At 59.5% G+C, this 22,811-nt stretch carries 23 protein-coding genes; 17 read left to right on the plus strand and 6 right to left on the minus strand.

The genetic code is table 11. The annotated features are described in order from the left end of the window. Positions 1–44: 44 nt before the first annotated feature. From araG to HUW52_RS09800, 6 genes are all read left to right on the plus strand, one after another. Entirely contained in the window at positions 45–1,592 is a 1,548-nt protein-coding gene (araG, locus tag HUW52_RS09775) for an L-arabinose ABC transporter ATP-binding protein AraG (RefSeq protein WP_175553512.1), read from the plus strand. Between the two features lie 12 nt (positions 1,593–1,604). Next, entirely contained in the window at positions 1,605–2,573 is a 969-nt protein-coding gene (gene araH / locus HUW52_RS09780; RefSeq protein ID WP_026000669.1) for an L-arabinose ABC transporter permease AraH, read from the plus strand. 267 nt (positions 2,574–2,840) lie between these two features. Beyond that, a complete protein-coding gene (locus HUW52_RS09785; protein WP_175553513.1) occupies positions 2,841–3,554 on the plus strand; it encodes a GntR family transcriptional regulator in 714 nt (237 codons plus the stop codon). Further along, a complete protein-coding gene (locus HUW52_RS09790) occupies positions 3,551–4,549 on the plus strand; it encodes an ADP-ribosylglycohydrolase family protein (protein WP_016986012.1) in 999 nt (332 codons plus the stop codon). The genes HUW52_RS09785 and HUW52_RS09790 overlap by 4 nt, the downstream gene beginning before the upstream one ends. A gap of 203 nt (positions 4,550–4,752) precedes the next feature. Further along, positions 4,753–6,219, plus strand: coding sequence for a cytosine permease (locus HUW52_RS09795; RefSeq protein WP_016986011.1), 1,467 nt, complete (start codon positions 4,753–4,755; stop codon positions 6,217–6,219). After that, entirely contained in the window at positions 6,212–7,141 is a 930-nt protein-coding gene (locus HUW52_RS09800) for a PfkB family carbohydrate kinase (RefSeq protein ID WP_175553514.1), read from the plus strand. Before HUW52_RS09795 ends, HUW52_RS09800 begins: the two co-directional genes overlap by 8 nt. Positions 7,142–7,287: 146 nt before the next feature. Here HUW52_RS09800 and HUW52_RS09805 read toward each other — a convergent pair whose 3' ends face one another. The 4 genes from HUW52_RS09805 to HUW52_RS09820 form a co-directional block, all read right to left on the minus strand. Next, on the minus strand, positions 7,288–7,545 hold the full coding sequence (locus HUW52_RS09805) for a hypothetical protein (protein ID WP_016986009.1): 258 nt from the start codon (positions 7,543–7,545) through the stop codon (positions 7,288–7,290). A gap of 44 nt (positions 7,546–7,589) precedes the next feature. Then, positions 7,590–7,931: a hypothetical protein gene (locus HUW52_RS09810; RefSeq protein ID WP_008085503.1), complete on the minus strand. Its 342-nt coding sequence runs from the start codon at positions 7,929–7,931 to the stop codon at positions 7,590–7,592. 82 nt (positions 7,932–8,013) lie between these two features. Then, positions 8,014–9,210: an MFS transporter gene (locus HUW52_RS09815; protein ID WP_175553515.1), complete on the minus strand. Its 1,197-nt coding sequence runs from the start codon at positions 9,208–9,210 to the stop codon at positions 8,014–8,016. A gap of 110 nt (positions 9,211–9,320) precedes the next feature. Further along, complete coding sequence (locus tag HUW52_RS09820) at positions 9,321–9,974, minus strand: HD domain-containing protein (protein WP_175553516.1); 654 nt, start codon at positions 9,972–9,974, stop codon at positions 9,321–9,323. A gap of 228 nt (positions 9,975–10,202) precedes the next feature. On the opposite strand from HUW52_RS09820, the gene HUW52_RS09825 reads away from it, so the two are divergent. The 10 genes from HUW52_RS09825 to HUW52_RS09870 all read left to right on the plus strand — a co-directional run bounded on the left by HUW52_RS09825 (position 10,203) and on the right by HUW52_RS09870 (position 18,537). Then, on the plus strand, positions 10,203–10,682 hold the full coding sequence (locus tag HUW52_RS09825) for a GNAT family N-acetyltransferase (protein WP_007908312.1): 480 nt from the start codon (positions 10,203–10,205) through the stop codon (positions 10,680–10,682). Between the two features lie 158 nt (positions 10,683–10,840). Next, complete coding sequence (locus tag HUW52_RS09830; RefSeq protein WP_175553517.1) at positions 10,841–11,503, plus strand: hypothetical protein; 663 nt, start codon at positions 10,841–10,843, stop codon at positions 11,501–11,503. Further along, positions 11,500–11,994 carry a PAAR domain-containing protein gene (locus HUW52_RS09835; protein WP_016986005.1) on the plus strand — a complete coding sequence of 165 codons (495 nt, stop codon included), beginning with the start codon at positions 11,500–11,502 and terminating at the stop codon, positions 11,992–11,994. The genes HUW52_RS09830 and HUW52_RS09835 overlap by 4 nt, the downstream gene beginning before the upstream one ends. Positions 11,995–11,999: 5 nt before the next feature. Further along, complete coding sequence (locus HUW52_RS09840; RefSeq protein WP_077574055.1) at positions 12,000–12,734, plus strand: hypothetical protein; 735 nt, start codon at positions 12,000–12,002, stop codon at positions 12,732–12,734. Continuing rightward, on the plus strand, positions 12,731–13,261 hold the full coding sequence (locus HUW52_RS09845) for a hypothetical protein (protein ID WP_016986004.1): 531 nt from the start codon (positions 12,731–12,733) through the stop codon (positions 13,259–13,261). The genes HUW52_RS09840 and HUW52_RS09845 overlap by 4 nt, the downstream gene beginning before the upstream one ends. A gap of 105 nt (positions 13,262–13,366) precedes the next feature. Then, positions 13,367–14,356 (plus strand): 2-dehydro-3-deoxygalactonokinase, encoded by a 990-nt coding sequence (locus HUW52_RS09850; protein WP_134176392.1) that lies wholly within the window; start codon positions 13,367–13,369, stop codon positions 14,354–14,356. A 19-nt stretch (positions 14,357–14,375) separates the two neighbouring features. After that, positions 14,376–14,996 carry a 2-dehydro-3-deoxy-6-phosphogalactonate aldolase gene (locus tag HUW52_RS09855; RefSeq protein ID WP_175553518.1) on the plus strand — a complete coding sequence of 207 codons (621 nt, stop codon included), beginning with the start codon at positions 14,376–14,378 and terminating at the stop codon, positions 14,994–14,996. Positions 14,997–15,043: 47 nt separating this feature from the next. Further along, positions 15,044–16,192 carry a galactonate dehydratase gene (dgoD, locus tag HUW52_RS09860; RefSeq protein WP_008085519.1) on the plus strand — a complete coding sequence of 383 codons (1,149 nt, stop codon included), beginning with the start codon at positions 15,044–15,046 and terminating at the stop codon, positions 16,190–16,192. Between the two features lie 170 nt (positions 16,193–16,362). Beyond that, the gene (locus HUW52_RS09865) at positions 16,363–17,673 is read left to right on the plus strand and encodes an MFS transporter (protein ID WP_175553519.1); all 1,311 of its coding nucleotides are present in this window, start codon (positions 16,363–16,365) and stop codon (positions 17,671–17,673) included. 60 nt (positions 17,674–17,733) lie between these two features. Beyond that, positions 17,734–18,537 carry an IclR family transcriptional regulator gene (locus HUW52_RS09870; protein WP_016986000.1) on the plus strand — a complete coding sequence of 268 codons (804 nt, stop codon included), beginning with the start codon at positions 17,734–17,736 and terminating at the stop codon, positions 18,535–18,537. On the opposite strand, the gene HUW52_RS09875 is transcribed toward HUW52_RS09870, so the two are convergent. Next, positions 18,534–19,586 carry an NAD(P)-dependent alcohol dehydrogenase gene (locus HUW52_RS09875; RefSeq protein ID WP_007908332.1) on the minus strand — a complete coding sequence of 351 codons (1,053 nt, stop codon included), beginning with the start codon at positions 19,584–19,586 and terminating at the stop codon, positions 18,534–18,536. The genes HUW52_RS09870 and HUW52_RS09875 overlap by 4 nt on opposite strands. Positions 19,587–19,778: 192 nt before the next feature. Between HUW52_RS09875 and HUW52_RS09880 the strand changes: the two genes are divergently transcribed. Then, positions 19,779–20,669 carry an AraC family transcriptional regulator gene (locus tag HUW52_RS09880; RefSeq protein ID WP_008085522.1) on the plus strand — a complete coding sequence of 297 codons (891 nt, stop codon included), beginning with the start codon at positions 19,779–19,781 and terminating at the stop codon, positions 20,667–20,669. A 183-nt stretch (positions 20,670–20,852) separates the two neighbouring features. Here HUW52_RS09880 and HUW52_RS09885 read toward each other — a convergent pair whose 3' ends face one another. Further along, on the minus strand, positions 20,853–22,517 hold the full coding sequence (locus HUW52_RS09885; protein ID WP_016985998.1) for an electron transfer flavoprotein-ubiquinone oxidoreductase: 1,665 nt from the start codon (positions 22,515–22,517) through the stop codon (positions 20,853–20,855). Between the last annotated feature and the right edge of the window lie 294 nt (positions 22,518–22,811).

Here is a 22,811-nt window from a genome sequence, read left to right on the forward strand (position 1 = left end):
GGCCCGGGCAGCCGGGCCGTTTTTCGGTGTGAAGAGGTGGCTTTATGCACGCGCAAGTACAGACACAAGCACAACACAGCTCCAGCGGCAGCCTGCGCTTCAACGGGATCGGCAAAACCTTTCCCGGTGTGAAGGCACTGGACGCCATCAGCTTCGTCGCGCATCCGGGCCAGGTTCATGCCTTGATGGGCGAGAACGGCGCCGGCAAATCGACCCTGCTGAAAATCCTCGGTGGCGCTTACATCCCGAGCAGCGGCGAGTTGCAGATCGGCGAGCAGACCATGGCGTTCAAATCGACGGCTGACAGCATCGGCAGCGGCGTCGCGGTGATTCACCAGGAGCTGCATCTGGTGCCGGAAATGACTGTCGCCGAAAACCTGTTTCTCGGCCATCTGCCGGCCAGTTTCGGTTTGATCAATCGCAGCACACTGCGTCAGCAAGCGTTGAATTGCCTGAAAGGCCTGGCCGACGAAATCGACCCGCAAACCAAGGTCGGGCGCTTGTCCCTCGGTCAGCGGCAACTGGTGGAAATCGCCAAAGCGCTGTCGCGCGGCGCCCATGTGATCGCTTTCGACGAACCGACCAGCAGTCTTTCGGCCCGCGAGATCGACCGCTTGATGGCGATCATCGGCCGTCTGCGTGACGAGGGCAAAGTGGTGCTCTACGTCTCGCATCGCATGGAAGAAGTGTTCCGCATCTGCGACGCGGTGACGGTGTTCAAGGACGGCCGCTACGTGCGCACGTTCGAAGACATGAGCCAGTTGAGCCACGATCAACTGGTGACCTGCATGGTCGGCCGCGACATTCAGGACATCTACGATTACCGCCATCGTCCACGTGGCGCCGTCGCGCTGAAGGTCGACGGCCTGCTCGGCCCGGGCCTGCGCGAACCGATCAGCTTCGAAGCGCACAAAGGTGAAATCCTTGGCCTGTTCGGATTGGTCGGGGCAGGACGCACCGAGCTGTTTCGTTTGCTTAGCGGGCTGGAACGCAACACCGCTGGACGCCTCGAACTGCGCGGCCACGAGCTGAAATTGCGCTCACCGCGCGACGCGATTGCCGCCGGCATTCTGCTCTGTCCGGAGGATCGCAAGAAGGAAGGCATCATCCCGCTGGCCAGCGTTGCCGAGAACATCAACATCAGTGCACGTGGGGCCAATTCTGGCCTCGGTTGCCTGATTCGCGGCTTGTGGGAAAAGGGCAACGCCGACAAACAGATCAAGGCGCTGAAGGTGAAAACGCCACACGCCGGGCAACAGATCAAATTCCTTTCCGGCGGCAATCAGCAGAAGGCCATTCTCGGTCGTTGGTTGTCGATGCCGATGAAAGTTTTGCTGCTCGACGAACCGACGCGCGGCATCGATATCGGCGCCAAGGCCGAGATCTACCAGATCATCCATAACCTCGCCGCCGAGGGCATTTCGGTGATTGTGGTGTCCAGCGACCTGATGGAAGTGATGGGCATTTCCGACCGCATTCTGGTGCTCTGCGAAGGCGCCCTGCGCGGCGAAATCAGCCGCGACCAGGCCAATGAATCCAACCTGCTGCAACTGGCTTTGCCGCGCCACCGCGCTGACGGCGTGGCGAACTGAGAGGTGACTATGATGACAACCCAAAACGAAACCCTGCCCAAAGAGCGCAAGCCGCTGGACATGCGGCGCTTCCTTGATGACTGGGTCATGCTGCTGGCGGCTGTGGGCATTTTCGTAGCCTGTACGCTGCTGATCGATAACTTCCTGTCACCGCTGAACATGCGTGGTCTGGGCCTGGCGATTTCCACCACCGGGATCGCCGCCTGCACGATGTTGTACTGCCTGGCGTCGGGGCATTTCGACTTGTCGGTGGGCTCGGTGATTGCCTGCGCCGGCGTGGTTGCGGCGGTGGTGATGCGTGACACCAATAGCGTGTTTCTGGGTGTCAGTGCGGCGTTGGTAATGGGCCTGATTGTCGGGTTGATCAACGGGATTGTGATTGCCAAGCTGCGCGTCAATGCCTTGATCACGACGTTGGCGACCATGCAGATTGTTCGCGGTCTGGCTTACATTTTTGCCAATGGCAAAGCGGTGGGTGTGTCGCAGGAATCGTTCTTCGTTTTTGGTAACGGCCAGTTGTTTGGTGTGCCGGTGCCGATTCTGATCACCATCGTCTGCTTTCTGTTTTTTGGCTGGCTGCTGAATTACACCACCTACGGGCGCAACACCATGGCCATCGGTGGCAACCAGGAAGCGGCGTTGCTGGCGGGTGTGAACGTTGACCGGACCAAGATCATTATCTTTGCCGTGCATGGTGTGATTGGTGCGTTGGCCGGGGTGATATTGGCGTCGCGGATGACCTCGGGGCAGCCGATGATTGGTCAGGGATTTGAGCTGACGGTGATCTCGGCTTGTGTGTTGGGCGGGGTGTCGTTGAGTGGCGGGATCGGCATGATTCGGCACGTGATTGCCGGGGTGTTGATTTTGGCGATTATTGAGAATGCGATGAACTTGAAAAATATCGATACGTTTTATCAGTATGTGATTCGTGGTTCGATTTTGTTGCTGGCCGTGGTCATCGACCGCCTCAAACAACGCTGAGTCAAAGGCTACCCTCACCCCAGCCCTCTCCCGGAGGGAGAGGGGGCCGACCGAGGTGTCTTGCGTGATCCGTCGACCTGAAAGATTGTGTCGATTATGGATTCAGCAAGGCGCTTTCAGGTCGGCGAACCTCCTGAGCATCCCCCATTCAGTCCCCTCTCCCTCCGGGAGAGGGCTAGGGTGAGGGTGCCTTTGACTTTCAACCTTCTGTCTCTTCCCCTAAATTTCCCTTGCTCACCCTCACCCGTTTCGGTTATCAATTTGTACATGATTAGACAGGTACGATTTGACAAGAAACAACGGGTGGTCGACGAACTCGTCCGGCGCATCGAAAGCGGCCTCATGGAGGACGGCTTTCTGTTGCCTGGCGAGCATCAGTTGGCTCAAGAATTCCAAGTCAGCCGAGGCACGTTGCGCGAAGCGCTGGCCGAACTGAAACGGCGCAAATACATCGCCACGCAAAGCGGCGTCGGCTCCATCGTCACCTTCGACGGGGTGGTGCTCGACCAGCGCAGCGGATGGGCGCAGGCCTTGGCCGACAGCGGCGTGTTGATCAACACCGAAGTGCTGCGTCTGGAAGCCGTGACCCGTCCCGATCTGTTCTCGCGTTTCGGTACAGACCAATTCATCACCCTCGACCGTCGCCGCCGCTCCAACGACGGTACGCTGGTGTCCCTCGAACGCTCTTTGATGCCAGCGACCGGCGGCCTGGAAAGCCTGCCGCGCGTCGGTCTGATCGACAACTCCCTGACCATCACTCTGGCCGCCTACGGCTACATCGGTGAGCGCGGCGATCAATGGATTGGCGCCGAGCCGCTGAATGCCGAAGACGCCGCACTGCTCGGCCGGCCTGAAGGCACGGTATTCCTCAAAGCGCTGCGCACCACCTACGACCGCCAGAACCGCTTCATGGAGCAGGTCGAAAGCCTGCTCGACCCGGTGCATTTCCGTCTGCACCTGCAATTTGGAGAATCGAAATGACTGCGCTCAACCGTGCTCTCGGCGCTTTCTATGGCCTGGCCCTCGGTGATGCGCTGGGCATGCCGACGCAATCGCTGAACCGCGAAACGATCAAGACCCGCTTCGGCCAGATTACCGATCTGCAGGAAGCCGGCCCCCTGCAACCGATCGCAGCGAACATGCCCAAAGGCTCAATCACCGACGACACCGAGCAGGCGATTCTGGTCGGCGAGTTGCTGGTCGAAGGCAAGGGCCGCATCGAACCGGCGATCCTCGCGCAACGCTTGATCGAGTGGGAAGCCGAGATGCAGGCCAAGGGCTCGCAGGACTTGCTCGGGCCGTCGACCAAACGCGCCATCGAAATGATCCTCGCCGGGCACTCGCCGGAAGAGGCCGGGCGCTACGGCACTACTAACGGCGCAGCGATGCGCATTACGCCAGTGGGAATCGCGGCGGATGTTGCCGACCCTCAGCGATTCATCGCAGCGGTCGTGCAGGCCTGCCAGGTCACGCACAACACCACACTGGGGATTTCCAGTGCGGCGGCGGTGGCGGCGGTGGTATCCGCTGGCATCAATGGCATGGACCTGGGTGAGGCGTTGAACCTCGGTCAGCAAATCGCTCAACAAGCGGAATCACACGGGCACTGGGTGGCCGGTGGGCGCATTGCCTCGCGCATCAGTTGGGCGCGCACCATCAGTGTCGACAGCGACAAGGCTTTGCTCGCGGATCTGCTCTACGACGTGATCGGTACTTCGGTGGCGTCGCAGGAGTCGGTGGTGGTTTCGTTCGCACTGGCACAGCAAGTGGCGGTCGGTGAGATGAGCGCGTTTGATGCGTTGTGCATGGCGGCGAGCCTGGGCGGCGACACAGACACCATCGCCGCGATACTTGGCGCCATGCTGGGGGCTTGCCTGGGTCTTGAGAGTTGGCCTGCCGAGATGATCGAGACGGTGAAAGTCGTCAATCATCTGGAGCTTGAGCCATTGGTGCACGGGCTGTTGGCCTTGCGCTGATCGGACTGACGCCTTCGCGAGCAGGCTCGCTCCCACAGATACGGCATGATCCCTGTGGGAGCGAGCTTGCTCGCGAAGGCCGCACCGCAAATTTCGAATTTTCAACCCGCAATGGATCGCGCAGACAGGCCGAGGACGGCCGCGATGTCTTGTCGTTTTGCATCATTGCCACAACCACAAAAAAGGCAAACAGGAGCACCTTCATGAGTTCATCAAACGCCGGGCAAAGCGCCGGGCAACTGGAAACCCGCGGCATCGAACCGGTACCGGAAGCCGAGTGCAACGGCCATCCGCTGCAACTGTTCTGGGTCTGGTTCGCCGCCAACATCTCCATCCTCGGTCTGCCGCTGGGCGCCACGCTGGTGGCGTTTCGCGGGCTGGCGATCTGGCAGGCAATCATCGTCGCAATCATCGGCGCCGCCGGTTCGTTTGCCGTGGTCGGGATCATCTCGATTGCCGGCCGCCGAGGCCGCGCGCCGAGCCTGACCTTGTCGCGGGCGATCTTCGGCGTGCGTGGCAATATCGGCCCGACACTGGTCTCGCTGATGTCGCGTCTCGGTTGGGAAACCGTCAACACCACCACTGCCGCTTTCGTGCTGCTGTCGCTGTGCTCGATCCTGTTCGGCTCACCGGTCGAAGCGAAAAGTGCGCCGGTACTGACGCTGATCTTCATCGCCATTTTCGTCCTGCTGACCCTGTCGGTATCCGGCCTCGGCCACGCGACCTTGCTGGTGATCCAGAAGTGGGCGACCTACGTGTTCGGCGCGCTGAATATTCTGGTCGGTGGTTTCCTCTGCGCGACCATCGACTGGAGTGCAGTGTTCAACGCCACGCCTGCGCCGATGAGCGCAATGATCATCGGTATCGGCACCATGGCCGCCGGCACCGGGATTGGTTGGGCCAACGCTGGCGCTGACATGTCGCGCTATCAGCACCGCAGCGTCAAGGCTGTGCGTCTGGTTGCGTCCGCCGCGTTTGGTGCGGGCATTCCGCTGGTGTTGCTGATCACCCTCGGCGGCTTGCTGTCGGTGGGCAATAACGATCTGGCGTCGGCGACTGACCCGATCGTGGCGATCCGCGACATGCTGCCAACCTGGATGGCTGTGCCGTACCTGATCACCGCGTTCGGTGGCTTGCTGCTGTCGAACAACTTGTCGGTGTACTCCGCCGGGCTGACCACGCTAACCCTCGGTCTCAAGGTCAAACGCGTCTACGCGGTGGTGGTCGATATCGTCGCGATCTTCGCCGGTTCGATTTACTTCATGCTGATCGCCGACAGCTTCTACGGTCCGTTCATCACCTTCATTTCCCTGTTGGCGGTGCCGATCACTGCGTGGGTCGGGATCTTCGTCGTCGACCTGATTCACCGTCACTACTACAGCCCCAAAGACCTGCTCGACGTCAGCCCGAGCAGCGCTTACTGGTATCGCGGCGGCATCGAGTGGCGTGCATTCGGCGCCTGGGCGATTGCGATCGTCCTCGGCTTCAGTTTCACCACCATTGGCACCACAGCTGAAAACGTCTGGTTCAAAGGCTTCCTGTCCGACTCGTGGCTGGGCCACAACGGCCTCGGCTGGATCGTGACCTTCGTGGTGGCCGGTGGCATTTACTTCGTCCTCGGCGGGGCGAAAGATCGCCGCGCCGCGCAAACCGAGAATGCTCATGCCTAAGATGTTGCACACCGGCCAGGTCATCATCGACCTGGTCATGGCCGTGGATAAGCTGCCGCAGATTGGTGGTGACGTGCTGGCGCAGTCGGCTGGTTTCGAAGCCGGTGGCGGGTTCAATGTGATGGCGGCAGCGGTGCGTAATGGCCTGCCGGTGGTGTATCTCGGTCGGCATGGCACTGGGCGTTTCGGCGATCTCGCGCGTCAGGCGATGAATGCCGAGGGAATTCACATCGGCATCACCGAACCCGCACAGAAAGACACCGGTTTGTGTGTGGCGCTGACCGATGCGTCGGCGGAGCGCAGTTTCATTTCCTACATCGGCGCGGAAGGTGAGGTGACCGAAGAGGATCTGAACAGCGTTGCGGCCGAGGCGGGCGATTACGTTTATCTGAGTGGCTACAGCCTGCTCCACGAAGGCAAGGCCCAGGCGTTGCTCGACTGGACGCTGGCACTGCCGGACTCGATCAACGTCGTGTTCGATCCGGGCCCGTTGGTGGAATCGCCGGACTCGCCGATGATGCAGGCGTTGCTGCCGCGCATCGATGTGTGGACCAGCAACAGTGTTGAAGCACTGCGGTTTACCGGCGTCGATGATATTGGCGCGGCGCTGGATAGCCTCGCTGAGCACCTGCCCAACGATGTGTTGATGGTGGTAAGGGACGGGCCGCAGGGCTGCTGGATTCATCAGCGCGATGAGCGTCGGCATGTGCCCGGGTTTGCGGTGAAAGCGGTAGACAGCAATGGTGCCGGTGACGCCCATGCCGGGGTGTTTGTTGCCGGGTTGGCGCAGGGCTTGTCTGCCCATGAAGCGGCGCGGCGGGCGAATGCGGCAGCGGCTATCGCGGTGACGCGCTGGGGACCGGCGACCTCGCCGGGGGCGACTGAAGTGGATGCGTTTATCCGCAAGTCCGGCGTCGCCTGATAGATAGCTTTCGCGAGCAAGCTCGCTCCCACATTTGAAATGTATTCCAATGTGGGAGCGAGCTTGCTCGCGAAGGGGCCATTAGTTTCAACACAAAATTCAATGTTGGATACCGCTCGCCGCGTCGGCAGCGAGCGGCCGCAGGACTACTGCAGATCCAGCTTGCGCGCAGCCTCAACGCCAGCGGCACTGAGCTTGATCGGCAGGTTCAACGAATGTTCGCCAGCCTCGTTGCAGGTCACATGCCCGTGGTGAATCAGTCCACGATCCTGCAAAGCGGCGAGGGCGCTGGCCACGACCTTCTCGCCCCGGTAATTGTCCAGCACCTCCTTGCCCAGACCACTCGGGTGGGCGTGCAGCAAGCGGGTGAGGACTTCTTTTTCCAGGTTTTTATCGACGTTCATGGTTACCTCTTCATTGGATTGAATAGGACGCTCGCGTCGGCGAACTACTGACCGGAGCCTTCGGAACCGGAGCCACCGGTGGTGGTTTTCGAGCCGATGCCGGGGCCAGCATTGTCTGGCGTTGCGGGGGCGTCGGGGGTGTTCATGCCGCCCTGACGACCCGGATCACTGCCTTGGGTGCGCGGATCAGTACCGGTGGCGGGCGGCTGGTTGATCAGCGGCACGCCGGAGCCGTCGGTATTCATACCGGGAGCACTGTTGATGGCGGGCGCGCGTGGCGGGGTCGGATCGGTAGGGCCGGTGCCCGCAGCGGTGGCGGATGCGGCGAAAACCGCAGGGCAGAGCAGGGCGCTGAATACGAAAGCGGTCAACCTTGACGGGATCATAGGGCTTCTCCAGTGATTGGAATCCTTACCTGTCGTTGGTCTGCCCGCTGATCGGATTGGTGCCTGATGAACGACGAACGGTCTAGATTGCCTGCGTCGATTGCAGACTGATCCGTCGCCAGAGCAAGCGGCCAAGGGTAATCAGCCAGTTGGCCAACGCGACGATCAATACCGTCAAAAGCAGCGTGCTCATGCCGTGCTCGACGATGATTTTCCCGGCCAGTAACGGGAAACCAAACACACCGATAAAGTACGCAAGACTGAACAGCAACAAGGCCTGTGACGTGGTGCCGGCCGGTGCTTCGTTGGCCGCCAAACCGTTGATTACCGAATAGGTAAGGCCATAACCGACGCCAAGCATCACCGCTGCCAGCAGATAACTGAAGCCGCTGTGCACGCCGAACGCGAACAGCACAATCGAACCCAGCATCAGTCCGGACAACAGACACGACGCGCGCAGCGGATCACGTTTGACCACATAACCTGCGATCAACATCCGGCTGCTGATTGCCGCACTCATGAAACCCAGAAAGAACAGTGAGTAATCCAGAGCGCGGGCAGCGGCATAGCTGGTCTGGAAACTCGACAGACCACCGAACACGCAACCGCCGAGACCAACCATGATGATCGGGAACAGTGCGCGCGAGCCGAGCACTTGGGTGGTCGCTCGCCAAGTGATTCTTGCGGCCGAGGTTACTTGCGTGCTTTTCAATCGAGCCCCGAGTTGCCAGTACAACAGCACGCCAACCAGGCTCGCCAGTGCCGCCAGGTAAAACGCCGAGGTCACTGGCAACCCCAAGGCACTGGCTGCACGCCCGAGTAATGGGCCGCTGCCAATGCCGGTCATCATGCTGCCCGACAGCAGCGCGAAGTATTTGGCGCGCTGCGCCGGGGTCACCAGACTGGCGACGATGATCGGCCCCAAGGTGTAGAAAACGCCCCAACCCAATCCCAACAGCAAGCCGAAAAACAACAGCAGATGACCGAACCCCGGCGTCAGCGCAAAGCCCAGACTCGCCACCACCAGCAACAGCCCGAACAACGCAATCGAACGCGCCGCGCCGAGCCAGTCCGACAGATGCCCGGACACCAATACCGCGACAAACGTACTGAGCATCGCCGCCGAAATCACACTGCCGGCATCGTGTTCATTGCCTCCGCGAGAAGCGATCAGCAACGACAGCAAAAACGTCGAGCCATAGGACAGCGACAGCAGATAACTGGCGAGACAGAACAGACCGAACAGCTTGCCTGAGACCTTGGGGGTTGCTTGCGACATGACGCGAATCCTTGACCGGATAAATTCAGCGTCATCTGTTTAACACGCCCGGCGCGCGGGTTAGGTCTGAGCTTGGCGAAGTCAGGATCGCCGTGCGCCGGAGTAACGCATCAGGCGATGCCGATCTCTTCCTTGAACTGCTCCATGAACCCCTTCAAGCGTTGATGACGGATCTGCGCCAGGCGCTGGCCGGTGGCGGTCTGGAAACCGTCAGCGAGGTGTAGCAGTTTGGTCTGGAAGTGATCGAGGCAAAAACGTTTGTCGTCGTAGTCGCGCTGTTTCGCTTCGGGATCCTGTGGGTCGTACAGCGCTGAACCCATGCGCCCGGCAATATAGAAGGTACGGGCGACGCCGAGCATGCCGAGTGAGTCGAGGCGGTCGGCGTCCTGGACGATTTTCGCTTCGAGGGTGAGCGGGGGGATGTTGGCCGAGAAACTGTGGGCTTCGATGGCGTGGGCAACCTCACTGATTTTCGCTGTCGGCCAATTCATACCGGCTAATACTGCAGAAGCTTTTTCCGCCGCCAGCCGCGAAGCCTGCGAACGCAGAGGTGAATTCTTCTCGACCGCCACGCAGTCGTGCAAGAGCACGGCGGCCAACAGCACCTCAAGATCTCCACCTTCTTCTTCATGCAGCGTACGCACGTTGTGCCAGACCCGTTGCAGGTGCGCGAGGTCGTGAGCGCCGTCGTCGGACGGCTCCAGAGCGTGTGGCAGTAACTCTGCTGCCAGTGCCGCCACGGGTGTAAAAAACTCAAGGTTCATAAGCATCCTTTCAGATTGTCGAAGTCCCTGTGGGAGCGAGCCTGCTCGCGAAGGCGCCCTTACAGTCACCTGCATTGTTGAATGACAGAATGTATTCGCGAGCAAGCTCGCTCCCACATGGGGTGGCGGCGTTTGAAGCATTGCGAGAGGGTATCCGCTGTTTTGCCATGTGACGAGCGCCGCCCACGGCCTTAGTATGGCGTTTTCCTTTTCCGACAAGGCCCGTCCATGACGATCGAAATCCGCCCGGCGACCCCCAGCGATGCCCCGCAAATCCTCGCCTTCATCACTGAACTCGCCGATTTCGAAAAGGCCCGCCACGAAGTCATCGCCAGCGTCGCCGACATCGAACGCAGCCTGTTCGGCGAAGGCGCCACCGCCCACGGTTTGATCTGCCTGCGCGATGGTCTGCCGATCGGTTTCGCGGTGTTCTTCTTCAGCTATTCGACCTGGCTCGGCAGCAACTGCCTGTACCTCGAAGACCTCTACATCACCCCCGAACAACGCGGCGGCGGTGCTGGCAAAACCTTGTTGCGTCACTTGGCGAAGATCGCCTGCGACAACGACTGCGGCCGCTTCGAATGGAGCGTGCTCGACTGGAACACGCCGGCGATCGAATTCTACAAATCCCTCGGCGCGCAACCTCAGGAAGAGTGGGTGCGCTACCGCATGGATGGCCAGGTTCTGCGTGAGTTTGCTGAGGGCTGAACACGATGATGGCAATCCGGCAGTAATTCGATTGTCGCCAGCGCTCTAGTCCGGCATCCTACGCGCCATTTTTGCGCGCTCATGGATGACACCTGCATGCCTCTGGCACTACTTCTCCACGCCCGTGGAGCCTTCGCTGCGTCAACGAGTGACCAGCGATGAGCGGACTACGGGCGACAATGCGTCTGTATGGCCTGGTGAAAAACTCAGGCTCGAGCGACAACCCCCAGCGCCAACCGGTCGACATTCTCTGCACTACAAACAGCACGGGCGGCAGCGCCATTCGTGCGTTCGTCTCACGCCTTGATGCCGAGTTGATGACGCGCAGTGCCGGGCTCGCCGAGTACCGCGTGATAGCGCTGCGCACCTTCGATCCGACGGCGTTTATCGACGCTCATCAAGGCTGGCTGACGCTGCACGTCTGTTGCGGTTTCGTCGCCCCTGCCGGGCATTCGCTGCTCAACGACGGCGGGTTGATGCCGATGGGCTGGTACGTCTATTCCGAGATCGGCCAGTGGACGGCCCAGCATCATCTCGACCTCGGCGCACAAATGGCCGAACTGCTGCAATCGACTTACGAGCGTAATCACCTGCGCAACTACAACGCCTGGCTCAACGAACTCGACGACGCCTCGCCGGCCGAACTGGCCTGGCAAACCGACGAAGCCTGGCGGCACCTGCAAACCGCCGCATCACCCGACAGCCGTGAGCATTGCCACGCCCTGTTCGACCCCGTCGACAACCGCTGGCGCTTCGCCGCGACCGACATCGATATTCATCAGCCGCACCCGGAACCCCTGAAGCAAGGAGCTTTGAATTGAGTGGTAAACCCGCTGCACGCGTCACCGACCCGACCGCCTGCCCATTGCCAGGCCATGGCACCAACCCGATTGCCTCCGGCTCGCCGAACGTCTTCTTCGACGGCCTCGCCGCCGCGCGCATGACCGATAAATCGGCGTGCGGCAGCCCGATTACCGGAGCCGTTTCCGGCACCGTATTCATCAACGGCCTGAATGCCGCCACACTCGACAGCACCGGAGGCCACGGCAATGTCGTGGTCGGTGGGTCGGGGACGGTGATTATTGGCCAGAGTGGCGGCGGGGCGGCTTTTAGCGGGTTGTTGCCGATGCCAGTGCATTTTACGGACAGGTTGCAAGTGGTGAATGAGGCGACTGGCGAGCCTATCCCCGATCATCCGTATGCGATCCAGCGAGGTGATGGGCGCATAGAACATGGCATCACCAATGAGCAGGGCTTTACCCATATGGTGAGTTCTCACTTGGCTGAAACTATTAAATTGTTTGTAGAGTGATCGAAATGGAAGTCGAAAATCCTGCACTCAGAGACTGCAAAACTGAAGTGGCTGGCCATGAGTTGACCTGCAAGACTGACCAGAGCGTCAAGCAAGTTACTGTCAAAGTGAAAAAGGTAGCCGTTTTCTTTATTGGCGGTGCTGGGGATAAAGAGGAGTATTATCAGAATGAACCTCCTCATCATAACGTGCAAAATGCGTGGAATCAGTTGTCGAACAGACTGTCTCCGGAACAAAAGCTCGACGTTAATTTACCTTATATAAGCTATAAGGATGTTCGCGGTGAGAAAGATATCGAGAAGTATGTAATACGCCCGTTAAAAGGTGATAAGACGGTTTATCTTGTGATTGTTGGTCATAGCCTTGGGGGGTGGAATGGTGCACATTTGACCTCGATTTTGAAAGAACGAGGTTATACAGTAAAGATGTTGGTAACACTCGATCCTGTTGGCGGTGGTACAGGTGTATGGATGTTCTCTGATATCTATTTTACGACGCCAAAGCCAGTGGCAGATTACTGGATAAATATATTGGCATCCCCCAAGGAAAAAGACGATTCAGATACTGTTGCCAGTTTGGGAGAGCGCTGGATCATGACATCTGGACCGAATATAAATGAGGCGGTCAGTGCGAATCACCGGCAAGCAGGTATGCTGTTCGCCTCCAAACTTCAAAGTGGAAAGTCTGCGTGCGATATAGTTTATGAGCGAGTGACTCAATATTTGGAATCGAAAAAATGATACGACTATTTGTTGTGCTGACGATGCTTCTATGTAGTTCTTGTGCCAATCGGCCGATTCTTCCTGATACCGAGATTGAATTCATTTCTGTCGCTACAGGGGGCGATAGTTTGTCTTGGAGTGTTCGCTTTAGTTCGAAGACCGATGTGTTGAATTTTTTTAAGGATGCGACGGGAGAAACACAGTTGGGTGAAACATTGTTTTGCTCTCTGGATAAAGAGCTTGAATTTGAAAGCTCCGATAAATTGACTAATTATTTTGTTGGTAATCTTGTTGAGGTTGACGCCGATAATTCTGGTTTAGACCATATTTATACGTCTAGATTGTCCGCAGTGAGAAAGGAGGATGAGGGCGTTTCAAATGTTTTCATGAGCGCGGAAGAACTGCTGGCATTATTAAATGAACGTAACGCCGTCTCTTGCAGAGTGTTTACCTCAGCTTACTCATTCGGGGGATACTATTCGAAGTCAATGCTGATTCCAGCAACTGACCTCGTACACGTCATTGAACAGCAGCGCGTGCAATGATTGCTTTATCCCATAATGTGGGATGCAAAATTACATATTGAGATTTCCAGCCTGAGAGGTCTATAGTCCATCGCACTCACTGCCAAAAACAAAACAGGTGAAGCGATGCTGGCGCAATTGATCGCGCTCGACTGGGGGACGACCTCATTACGTGCTTACAAACTCGCGGCGGGCGGCGTGGTGCTGGAGCAGCGCGCGCTGTCGTCCGGGATCATGCAACTGCCGAAGACGCCGCGAGTCATCAACGGTCGCGAATGCGCCGATGGTTTTGAACTGGCATTCGACGAGGCGTGCGGCGACTGGCTCGATGCGCAGCCGGATCTGCCGGTGATCGCCTGCGGCATGGTCGGCAGTGCGCAGGGCTGGCGTGAAGCGGCCTACTGCGAGACGCCGGCGAACGTCGCCAATCTCGGAAAATCCCTACAAACAGTTGTCAGCCTGCGTGGCGCCGTGGTGCATATCGTGCCGGGCGTGATCCAGCGTTCGCGTCTGCCGAATGTGATGCGTGGCGAAGAAACCCAAGTGCTCGGCGTGCTGCAGAATCTGCCGATTGAGGCAGGTGCCGATCTGTTGATCGGTCTGCCGGGCAGTCACTCGAAATGGGTCGACGTTGTCGATGGCCGCATCACCCATTTCGATACGTTCATGACCGGCGAAGTATTCGCCGTGCTCAGTGAACACAGCATCCTCGGTCGCACCCAAAAACACAGTGCGACATTCGACGGTCAGGCGTTTGACCGCGGCGTGCAGGTTGCGCAGTCGACAGATGGCGAACTCGGCGTGCTGTCGACCTTGTTCAGTGCTCGCACGCTGGGGCTGACCGGTGAATTGAGCCCGACCGCGCAGGCGGATTATCTGTCCGGCCTGATGATCGGCCATGAACTGGCGGCGCTCGCCACGGTTCAGCGGCGTCGCCGCAACAATCCGAATCTTCCTTCGATCATCCTCATTGGCAACGCGCAACTCTGTGCGCGCTACAGCCGTGCCCTCGATGCCTGCGGTTTCGCCAACGTAACGCTGGCCGAACAGGCCACCGAGCGTGGTTTGTGGCAACTGGCGCTGGCCGCCGGGCTGATCGATTCCTCATCCCGTTAACCCTGACTGGAGGCCTGACATGCTCAAGCAAGCATTGGCGCAAAACGGTCTGATCGCGATCCTGCGTGGCCTGCATCCGCAGGAAGCCGCCGCTGTCGGAGAAGTCCTGTATGCGGCCGGATTTCGCGTCATCGAAGTACCGCTCAATTCTCCTTTGCCGTACGAAAGTATCCGCATCCTGCGCAAGACCTTGCCCACCGATTGCCTGATCGGTGCCGGCACGGTGTTGACCCCGGAACAGGTCGGGTTGGTGAAAGAGGCCGGCGGCCAAGTGATTGTCATGCCGCACAGCGACGCCAAGGTCTTGCGCGCGGCAAAAGCGGCGGGGCTGTACTTATCGCCGGGTGTCGCCACGCCGACCGAAGCCTTCGCGGCGCTGGAGGAGGGCGCGGACATTCTCAAGCTGTTCCCGGCCGAGCAGATGGGCCCGGCGGTCGTCAAAGCCTGGCTTGCGGTGTTGCCGGCGGGGACGGTGCTGGCGCCGGTCGGCGGTATCACGCCGGACAACATGCAGGCGTTTATCGACGCTGGCGTGAAGGGTTTCGGTCTCGGCTCCGGTCTGTTCAAACCGGGCATGACGGCGGAGCAGGTGGCGGTGAATGCCAAGGCCTACGTGGCCGCGTGGAAGGCCCTTCGCTAAGACTTTTTTGGCGCTGCGTGCGCTACATCTATAAGAGAGACAAAAAGATGAAAATCACCAAACTCACCACCTTCATCGTCCCGCCGCGCTGGTGCTTTCTCAAGGTCGAAACCGACGAGGGCGTGACCGGTTGGGGCGAGCCTGTGGTCGAAGGTCGCGCGCATACCGTCGCGGCTGCCGTTGAAGAATTGTCCGACTACCTGATCGGCAAAGATCCACGCAACATCGAAGACATCTGGACCGTGCTCTATCGTGGTGGCTTCTACCGTGGCGGCGCGATCCACATGAGCGCACTGGCCGGTATCGATCAGGCGCTGTGGGACATCAAGGGCAAGGCCCTCGGTGTGTCGGTGAGTGATCTGCTCGGTGGTCAGGTGCGTGACAAGATTCGCGTGTATTCGTGGATCGGCGGTGACCGTCCGGCCGACACCGCACGTGCCGCAAAAGAGGCGGTGAGCCGTGGTTTCACTGCGGTGAAAATGAACGGCACCGAAGAGCTGCAATTCCTCGATACCTTCGAAAAAGTCGATCTGGCGCTGGCCAACGTCGCCGCTGTGCGTGACGCGGTCGGGCCTAACGTCGGCATCGGTGTTGACTTCCATGGCCGCGTGCACAAGCCGATGGCCAAGGTGCTGATGAAGGAACTCGACCCGTACAAACTGATGTTTATCGAAGAACCGGTGCTCAGCGAAAACTACGAAGCGCTGAAAGAGCTGGCGCCGCTGACCAGCACGCCGATTGCCCTCGGCGAGCGCTTGTTCTCGCGCTGGGACTTTAAACGCGTGTTGAGCGAAGGCTACGTCGACATCATCCAGCCGGACGCCTCGCACGCCGGCGGCATCACCGAAACCCGCAAGATCGCCAACATGGCCGAAGCCTACGATGTGGCGCTGGCGCTGCATTGCCCGTTGGGGCCGATTGCGCTGGCGGCGTGTTTACAACTGGATGCGGTTTGTTACAACGCGTTTATCCAGGAGCAAAGCCTGGGCATCCATTACAACGAGAGCAACGACTTGCTCGACTACGTGAAGGATCCACGGGTGTTCGATTACGACAAAGGTTTCGTGAAGATCCCGAACGGCCCGGGCCTGGGCATCGAGATCAACGAGGAATACGTGATCGAGCGTGCGGCCGTCGGCCACCGCTGGCGCAACCCGATCTGGCGTCATGCCGATGGCAGCTTTGCCGAGTGGTGATTTGTCTCTGACACACCACAACCCCCTGTGGGAGCGAGCTTGCTCGCGAATGCGGCAGGTCAGTCACATTGATGCCGGATGTGTCGCCGTCTTCGCGCGCAAGCTCGCTCCCACAGAGTGCAGTGCAGGCCTCAGGCCGACCTCAATAAACATAAAAAGAGGCTCTCCCCATGCAACCGCAAACCCTCACCGGGCAGGCGTCTTTAGTCACGCCTAGCCGCAAGCGGTTTTTCATCATGGTGTTGCTGTTTATCACCGTGGTCATCAACTACCTCGATCGCAGCAACCTGTCGATTGCCGCGCCCGCGCTGACCAGTGAGTTGGGCATCGATCCGATTCACGTCGGTCTGATCTTTTCCGCGTTCGGCTGGACCTACGCCGCCATGCAGATCCCCGGCGGCTGGCTGGTCGATCGCGTGCCGCCGCGCATTCTGTACAGCGTCGCGTTGCTGCTGTGGTCGATTGCCACGGTGATGCTCGGTTTCGCGGCCAGTTTCATCGCGTTGTTTGTATTGCGTATGGCGGTCGGTGCGCTGGAAGCACCGGCGTATCCAATCAATAGCCGCGTGGTCACCACCTGGTTCCCCGAGCGTGAGCGCGCCACGGCGATTGGTTTTTACACGTCGGGGCAGTTCGTTGGCCTAGCATTCCTGACCCCGGTGCTGGCCTGGCTGCAACACGAATTCGGCTGGCACATGGTGTTCGTCGCCACCGGTGCGGTGGGCATCATCTGGGCTGCAATCTGGTACGCGGTCTATCGCGAACCACGGGATTTCAAAGGCGCTAACGACGCCGAAATCGAGCTGATCCGCGAGGGCGGTGGTCTGGTCGATATTCAGCAGGAAACGGCCAAGGTCAAAGCCAAATTCAGCTGGACTGATCTCGGTATCGTCCTGACCAAGCGCAAGTTGTGGGGCATCTACCTCGGCCAGTTCTGCCTGAACTCAACGTTGTGGTTTTTCCTGACGTGGTTCCCGACTTATCTGGTGAAGTATCGCGGCATGGACTTCATCAAGTCAGGCCTGCTGGCGTCGCTGCCGTTTCTCGCCGCGTTTATTGGCGTGCTGTGTTCAGGGTTCTTTTCCGACTTCTTGATTCGTCGCGGCTACACCGTTGGTTTTGCGCGCAAGCTGCCGATCATTGGCGGACTGCTGATTTCCACTTCGATCATCGGTGCCAACTTCGTTGAGTCGACACCGCTGGTGATTGCCTTCCTGGCGCTGGCGTTCTTCGGCAACGGTCTGGCCTCGATCACCTGGTCGCTGGTGTCGACGCTGGCGCCGGCGCGTTTGCTCGGGCTGACCGGCGGGGTGTTCAACTTCATCGGTAACCTGTCGGCGATTGCCACGCCGATCGTGATTGGCTTCCTCGCCAGTGGCGATTCGTTCGCGCCGGCGATCACCTATATCGCGGTGCTCGCGTTGATCGGTGCCTTGTCCTACGTGCTGCTGGTCGGCAAGGTCGAGCGTATCGAGTTGTAGTGGTCTGCGTCGGGCGACCATAATGCCGCCCGTTCCCTCGCTCAACGGTAAAGGCTGGATATGCAGGAAGACGCTCCGGAAAAAACCAAGGACGCCGCGCCCACCGGCACGCAGACGCTATTGCGCGGCCTCGGCGTGGTGCAAGCGGTGGCCAGTGGCGCCCGCGATCTCAAGGAAATTGCCCGGCTGATCGGCACCACGCGCAGCACCACCCATCGTCTGGCCAGTTGTCTGGTCGATGAGCGCTACCTGCGCGTGGTGCCGCAAATCGGTTATCTGCTCGGGCCGAAGCTGATCGAACTGGGTTTCCAGGCGCGCGAAGAATTGCCGCTGGTGACCCTGGCCGCGCCGTATCTGGACGAGTTGTCGGCGCTGACCGGTGACACCGTGCACTTGGGTATTCGTGAAGGCGACGAGGTGCTTTATCTGTTGAAGAATCCGGGGCGTAATGGCCCGGAAATGCGTTCGCGGGTCGGCCATCGCATGCCGCTGGCACGCACCGGGATTGGTAAGGCGTTGATGCTCGATGATTCGCCGAAAGATTGGCAGCGGCTGTACGACATCAGCCTGCCGGCCGGTGGGAAAAGTCAGTTCTGGCCGCAGCATCCCCAGCAGTCGTGGGAACAGCTTGAGCAGCGCATGACCGAGTACGTGGCCGGTGGCTACGCGTTCGATCTGGAAGACAACGAACCGTCGATCCGCTGCGTGGCGGCGCCTATTCGCGATGCGAGCAGGGGCATCGTGGCGGCGATCAGTATCGCCAGCACCGTGCCGTACATGCCGCTGGAAAAAATGGCCGAGCTGATTCCCCTGATCAAAGGGGTCACAGCCCGGCTGTCGGCGGAGCTCGGTCTAAAGATTTAAACTTTGAGCGTCGCCATGTCGATCACGAAACGATACTTCACATCGCCAGCGATCATGCGCGCATAAGCCTCGTTGATCTGGCGGATGTCGAGCATTTCGATGTCGCAGGTGATGTTGTGCTCGGCGCAGAAATCCAGGACTTCCTGGGTTTCGGCGACGCCACCGATCAACGAGCCGGCCAGTACGCGGCGGCTCATCACCAGTTTGCCAGCGTGAACCGGCGGATCAATCGGCTCGATCAGACCGACCAGAATGTGCACGCCGTCGAAGCGCAGGGTGTCGAGGTACGGGTTGAGATCGTGCTGCACCGGAATGGTGTCGAGCAGGAAGTCGAAGTAACCGGCAGCGGCTTTCATCTGCTCGGCGTCGGTGGAAACGATCACGTGATCGGCACCCTGACGACGGCCTTCTTCAGCCTTGCTCGCCGAGCGGGTGAACAGCGTGACTTCAGCGCCCATGGCCTTGGCGAACTTGATGCCCATGTGGCCGAGGCCGCCCATGCCGAGAATCCCGACTTTGTCGCCCGCTTTCACACCGTAGTGCTTGAGTGGCGAGTAGGTGGTGATGCCCGCGCAAAGAATCGGCGCGGCGCTGGCCAGTGCGAGTTTTTCCGGGATGCGCACAACGAAGTGTTCGCTGACGACGATGCTGTCGGAATAACCGCCCATGGTGTTGCTGCCATCGACCCGATCCGGGGTGGCGTAGGTCATGGTCGGGCCTTCGAGGCAGTATTGCTCAAGGTTCGACTGGCAGGCTTCGCAAGTGCGGCAAGAGTCGACCATGCAGCCAACGCCGACCAGATCGCCAACTTTGTGCTGGGTGACATTCGCACCGATCGCGGTGACTTTTCCGACGATCTCGTGGCCAGGCATCAACGGGTAAACGGCGATGCCCCATTCGTTGCGCGCCTGGTGGATGTCGGAGTGGCAGACGCCACAGTAGAGAATCTCGATGGCAACGTCGTCGGCGCGCGGGCTGCGACGTTCGAATTTCATCGGGGCGAGGGGGGTGGTGGCCGATTGGGCGGCATAACCGATGGCGGTGTACATGTGAAACCTCGCAAAAGCAGGAACAAGTGAGGCGGCGCATTATGGGCGCCGACTGTCGGTCCGGCCATGACGATTCCTCCGGGTCTCATGCCTAATCCTCCGGCATACGGGTTTGATCGGTCGCATTGGCAAAAGGATCTGCGATGATGCTTTCATCCCCTATTTTCGTGATTTTTCGTGAAGAACAATTCGATGCAATTGACCCGTCATCTTGATGCCAATGCCCGGTTGGTTTCGCTGATCGAACCGCTGGCGCTGCGCGATGGTTATTCGCCGACCGGATTGCCCGGTGTGCAAGTATTGCGCGCCAGTTGCGACGTCGCCCGTGGCCCGCACATTTATGAACCGAGCCTGATGATCATCGCCCAGGGCAGCAAACTGGCGTTTCTCGGGCCACGCACCATGGAATACGGCGCCGGGCATTATCTGATTCAGGCGCTGCCGGTGCCGTTCGAATGTGAGACCTTCGCCTTGCCGGATGCGCCGTTGCTCGGCGTGTCGGTGGCGATTGATCGGGTGTTGCTCGGTGAGTTGGTGCTGGCCATGGGGCTGGCGCCGGGCCGGCATATTCCGGCGCAGACGCCGGAGTCGATGACCTCGGTGGTGCTCGACGATGACATGCGTGGCTGTGTCGAGCGCTTGCTGAGTTGCCTGCACGATCCGCTGGAATGCCAGATTCTCGGGCCGGCGCGGGTGCGGGAGTTGTTGTTCGTTGCATTGCGCGGGCCGCAGGCCGATGTATTACGCGCACTGGTCGAGCAGCAGGGGCAGTTCGCGCGGGTGGCGGCGTCGATCAGCCATCTGCATGCGCATTACACCGAACCGTTGAATGTCGAGACCCTGGCCGGTTGCGCGAACATGAGCGTGTCGACGTTTCATGAGCATTTCAAACGCAGCACGTTGTTGTCGCCAGTGCAGTATCTGAAGCGTTTGCGCTTGTTGAAGGCGCAGACGTTGCTGGTGGCGGAAGGGCTGGGTGTGGCGCAGGTGGCGCATCGGGTGGGGTATCAGAGTACTTCGCAGTTCAGCCGCGAGTACAAGCGCTACTTCGAGCGCAGCCCGGGCGACGAGCGCGCCGCCTGAGCTGACGAAGATCCCCTGTAGGAGTGAGCCTGCTCGCGATTGCGGTGTGTCAGTTGACGATGATGCTGATTGACACACCGCAATCGCGAGCAGACTCACTCCTACAGGGTTCGGTGGTGCTGCAGGAATTGTGGGCAACAAAAAGGCCCCCATTTCGGGAGCCTTGTTGTTCAGCGTTTCGACTTACATGTTCGGATAAGTCGGGCCGCCAGCGCCTTCCGGCGTAACCCAGGTGATGTTCTGCGAAGGGTCCTTGATGTCACAGGTCTTGCAGTGCACGCAGTTCTGGGCATTGATCTGGAAGCGCTTCTCACCGTCTTCCTTGGTGATCACTTCGTACACGCCGGCCGGGCAGTAGCGCTGCGCCGGTTCGTCGTACAGCGGCAGGTTCTTGCTGATCGGGATGCTCGGGTCGGTCAGCTTCAGGTGGCAAGGTTGCTCTTCTTCGTGGTTGGTACCGGAGATGAACACCGAGCTGAGCTTGTCGAAGCTGAGTTTGCCGTCCGGTTTCGGGTAGTCGATCTTCTTGCAGTCGGCCGCGAGCTTGAGGCAAGCGTAATCCGGCTTGGTGTCGTGCAGGGTAAACGGCAGTTTGCCACCGAAGATATTCTGGTCCAGCCAGTTGAAACCGCCGCCGACGATGGCGCCGAACTTGTGGATCGCCGGGCCGAAGTTGCGGCTGGCGAACAGCTCGTCGTAGAGCCAGCTCTTCTTGAACGCGTCGACGTAAGTGGTCAGTTCTTCAGTGCCGTCCTTTTCCGCGAACAATGCGTCAGCCACCGATTCAGCGGCGAGCATCCCCGACTTCATCGCGGTGTGGCTGCCTTTGATCTTGGCGAAGTTCAGGGTGCCGAGGTCGCAACCGATCAGCGCGCCGCCCTTGAAAACCATCTTCGGCAGCGAGTTCAGGCCACCTTTGCAGATTGCGCGGGCGCCGTAGCTGATGCGCTTGCCGCCTTCCAGGTACTGCGCCAGCACCGGGTGATGCTTGAGGCGCTGGAATTCGTCGAATGGCGACAGGTACGTGTTGCTGTAGGACAGGTCGACGATCAGACCGACCACCACCTGGTTGTTTTCCAGGTGATACAGGAACGAGCCACCGGTGTTCTCGGTGCCCATGATGTCCAGCGGCCAACCGGCGGTGTGCACCACCAGACCTGGCTGGTGTTTGGCCGGGTCGATTTCCCAGATTTCTTTCAGGCCGATGCCATAGTGCTGGGCGTCGGCATCGCTGTCGAGGTTGTAGCGCTTGATCAGTTGCTTGCCGATGTGGCCACGGCAGCCTTCGGCGAACAGCGTGTATTTGCCACGCAGTTCCATGCCCGGGGTGTACAGGCCTTCTTTCGGATTGCCTTCGCGGTCGACGCCGAGATCACCGGTGATGATCCCGCGCACCACGCCTTGCTCGTCGATCAGCGCTTCCTGAGCGGCGAAACCCGGGTAGATTTCTACGCCAAGGTTCTCGGCCTGCTGGGCGAGCCAGCGGCACAGGTTGCCGAGGGAAATAATGTAGTTGCCTTCGTTGTGCATGGTCTTGGGCACAAAGAAGTCTGGAATTTTTTGCGCGTTTTCGGCGTTTTTCAGCACGAAAATATCGTCGCGGGTCACTGGCGTGTTCAGCGGCGCGCCGAGCTCTTTCCAGTCCGGGAACAACTCGTTCAGAGCGCGTGGTTCGAACACGGCACCGGACAGGATGTGTGCGCCGACTTCGGAGCCTTTTTCGACCACGCAGACGCTGATTTCCTTACCGGCTTCGGCGGCCTTCTGCTTCAGACGGCAGGCGGCGGACAGGCCAGCGGGGCCGGCACCGACGATGACCACGTCGAATTCCATGTATTCGCGTTCCACAGGCTATCTCCTACTCAAGGCTCAACAGTTTTTTTTCTAATTTGGAGGTTCGGTGTCGCATCCGTTATTGCCTTTACGTTAACGTCAAGGGTAATAATGGGCAAACCACCTTTCTCTCTAGGCGGCGCATTATATCTACACCACTCCGAGCGTCCAATACAAACGTTTGTTTGAATCGGCTCCAGCCCAGAGAAATCAAAGAAGCGCGGCTTATGAATGGTCATTTTGCTGTATTGACCGGAATAGGCGTTCCGGTCAAGATACGGGCGGTTTTGCGCTCGTCGTAGGCAGACT

The sequence above is a fragment of the Pseudomonas sp. 43A genome (genome assembly GCF_013363935.1).
In the GTDB taxonomy this organism is placed as follows: Bacteria; Pseudomonadota; Gammaproteobacteria; order Pseudomonadales; family Pseudomonadaceae; genus Aquipseudomonas; species Aquipseudomonas crudilactis.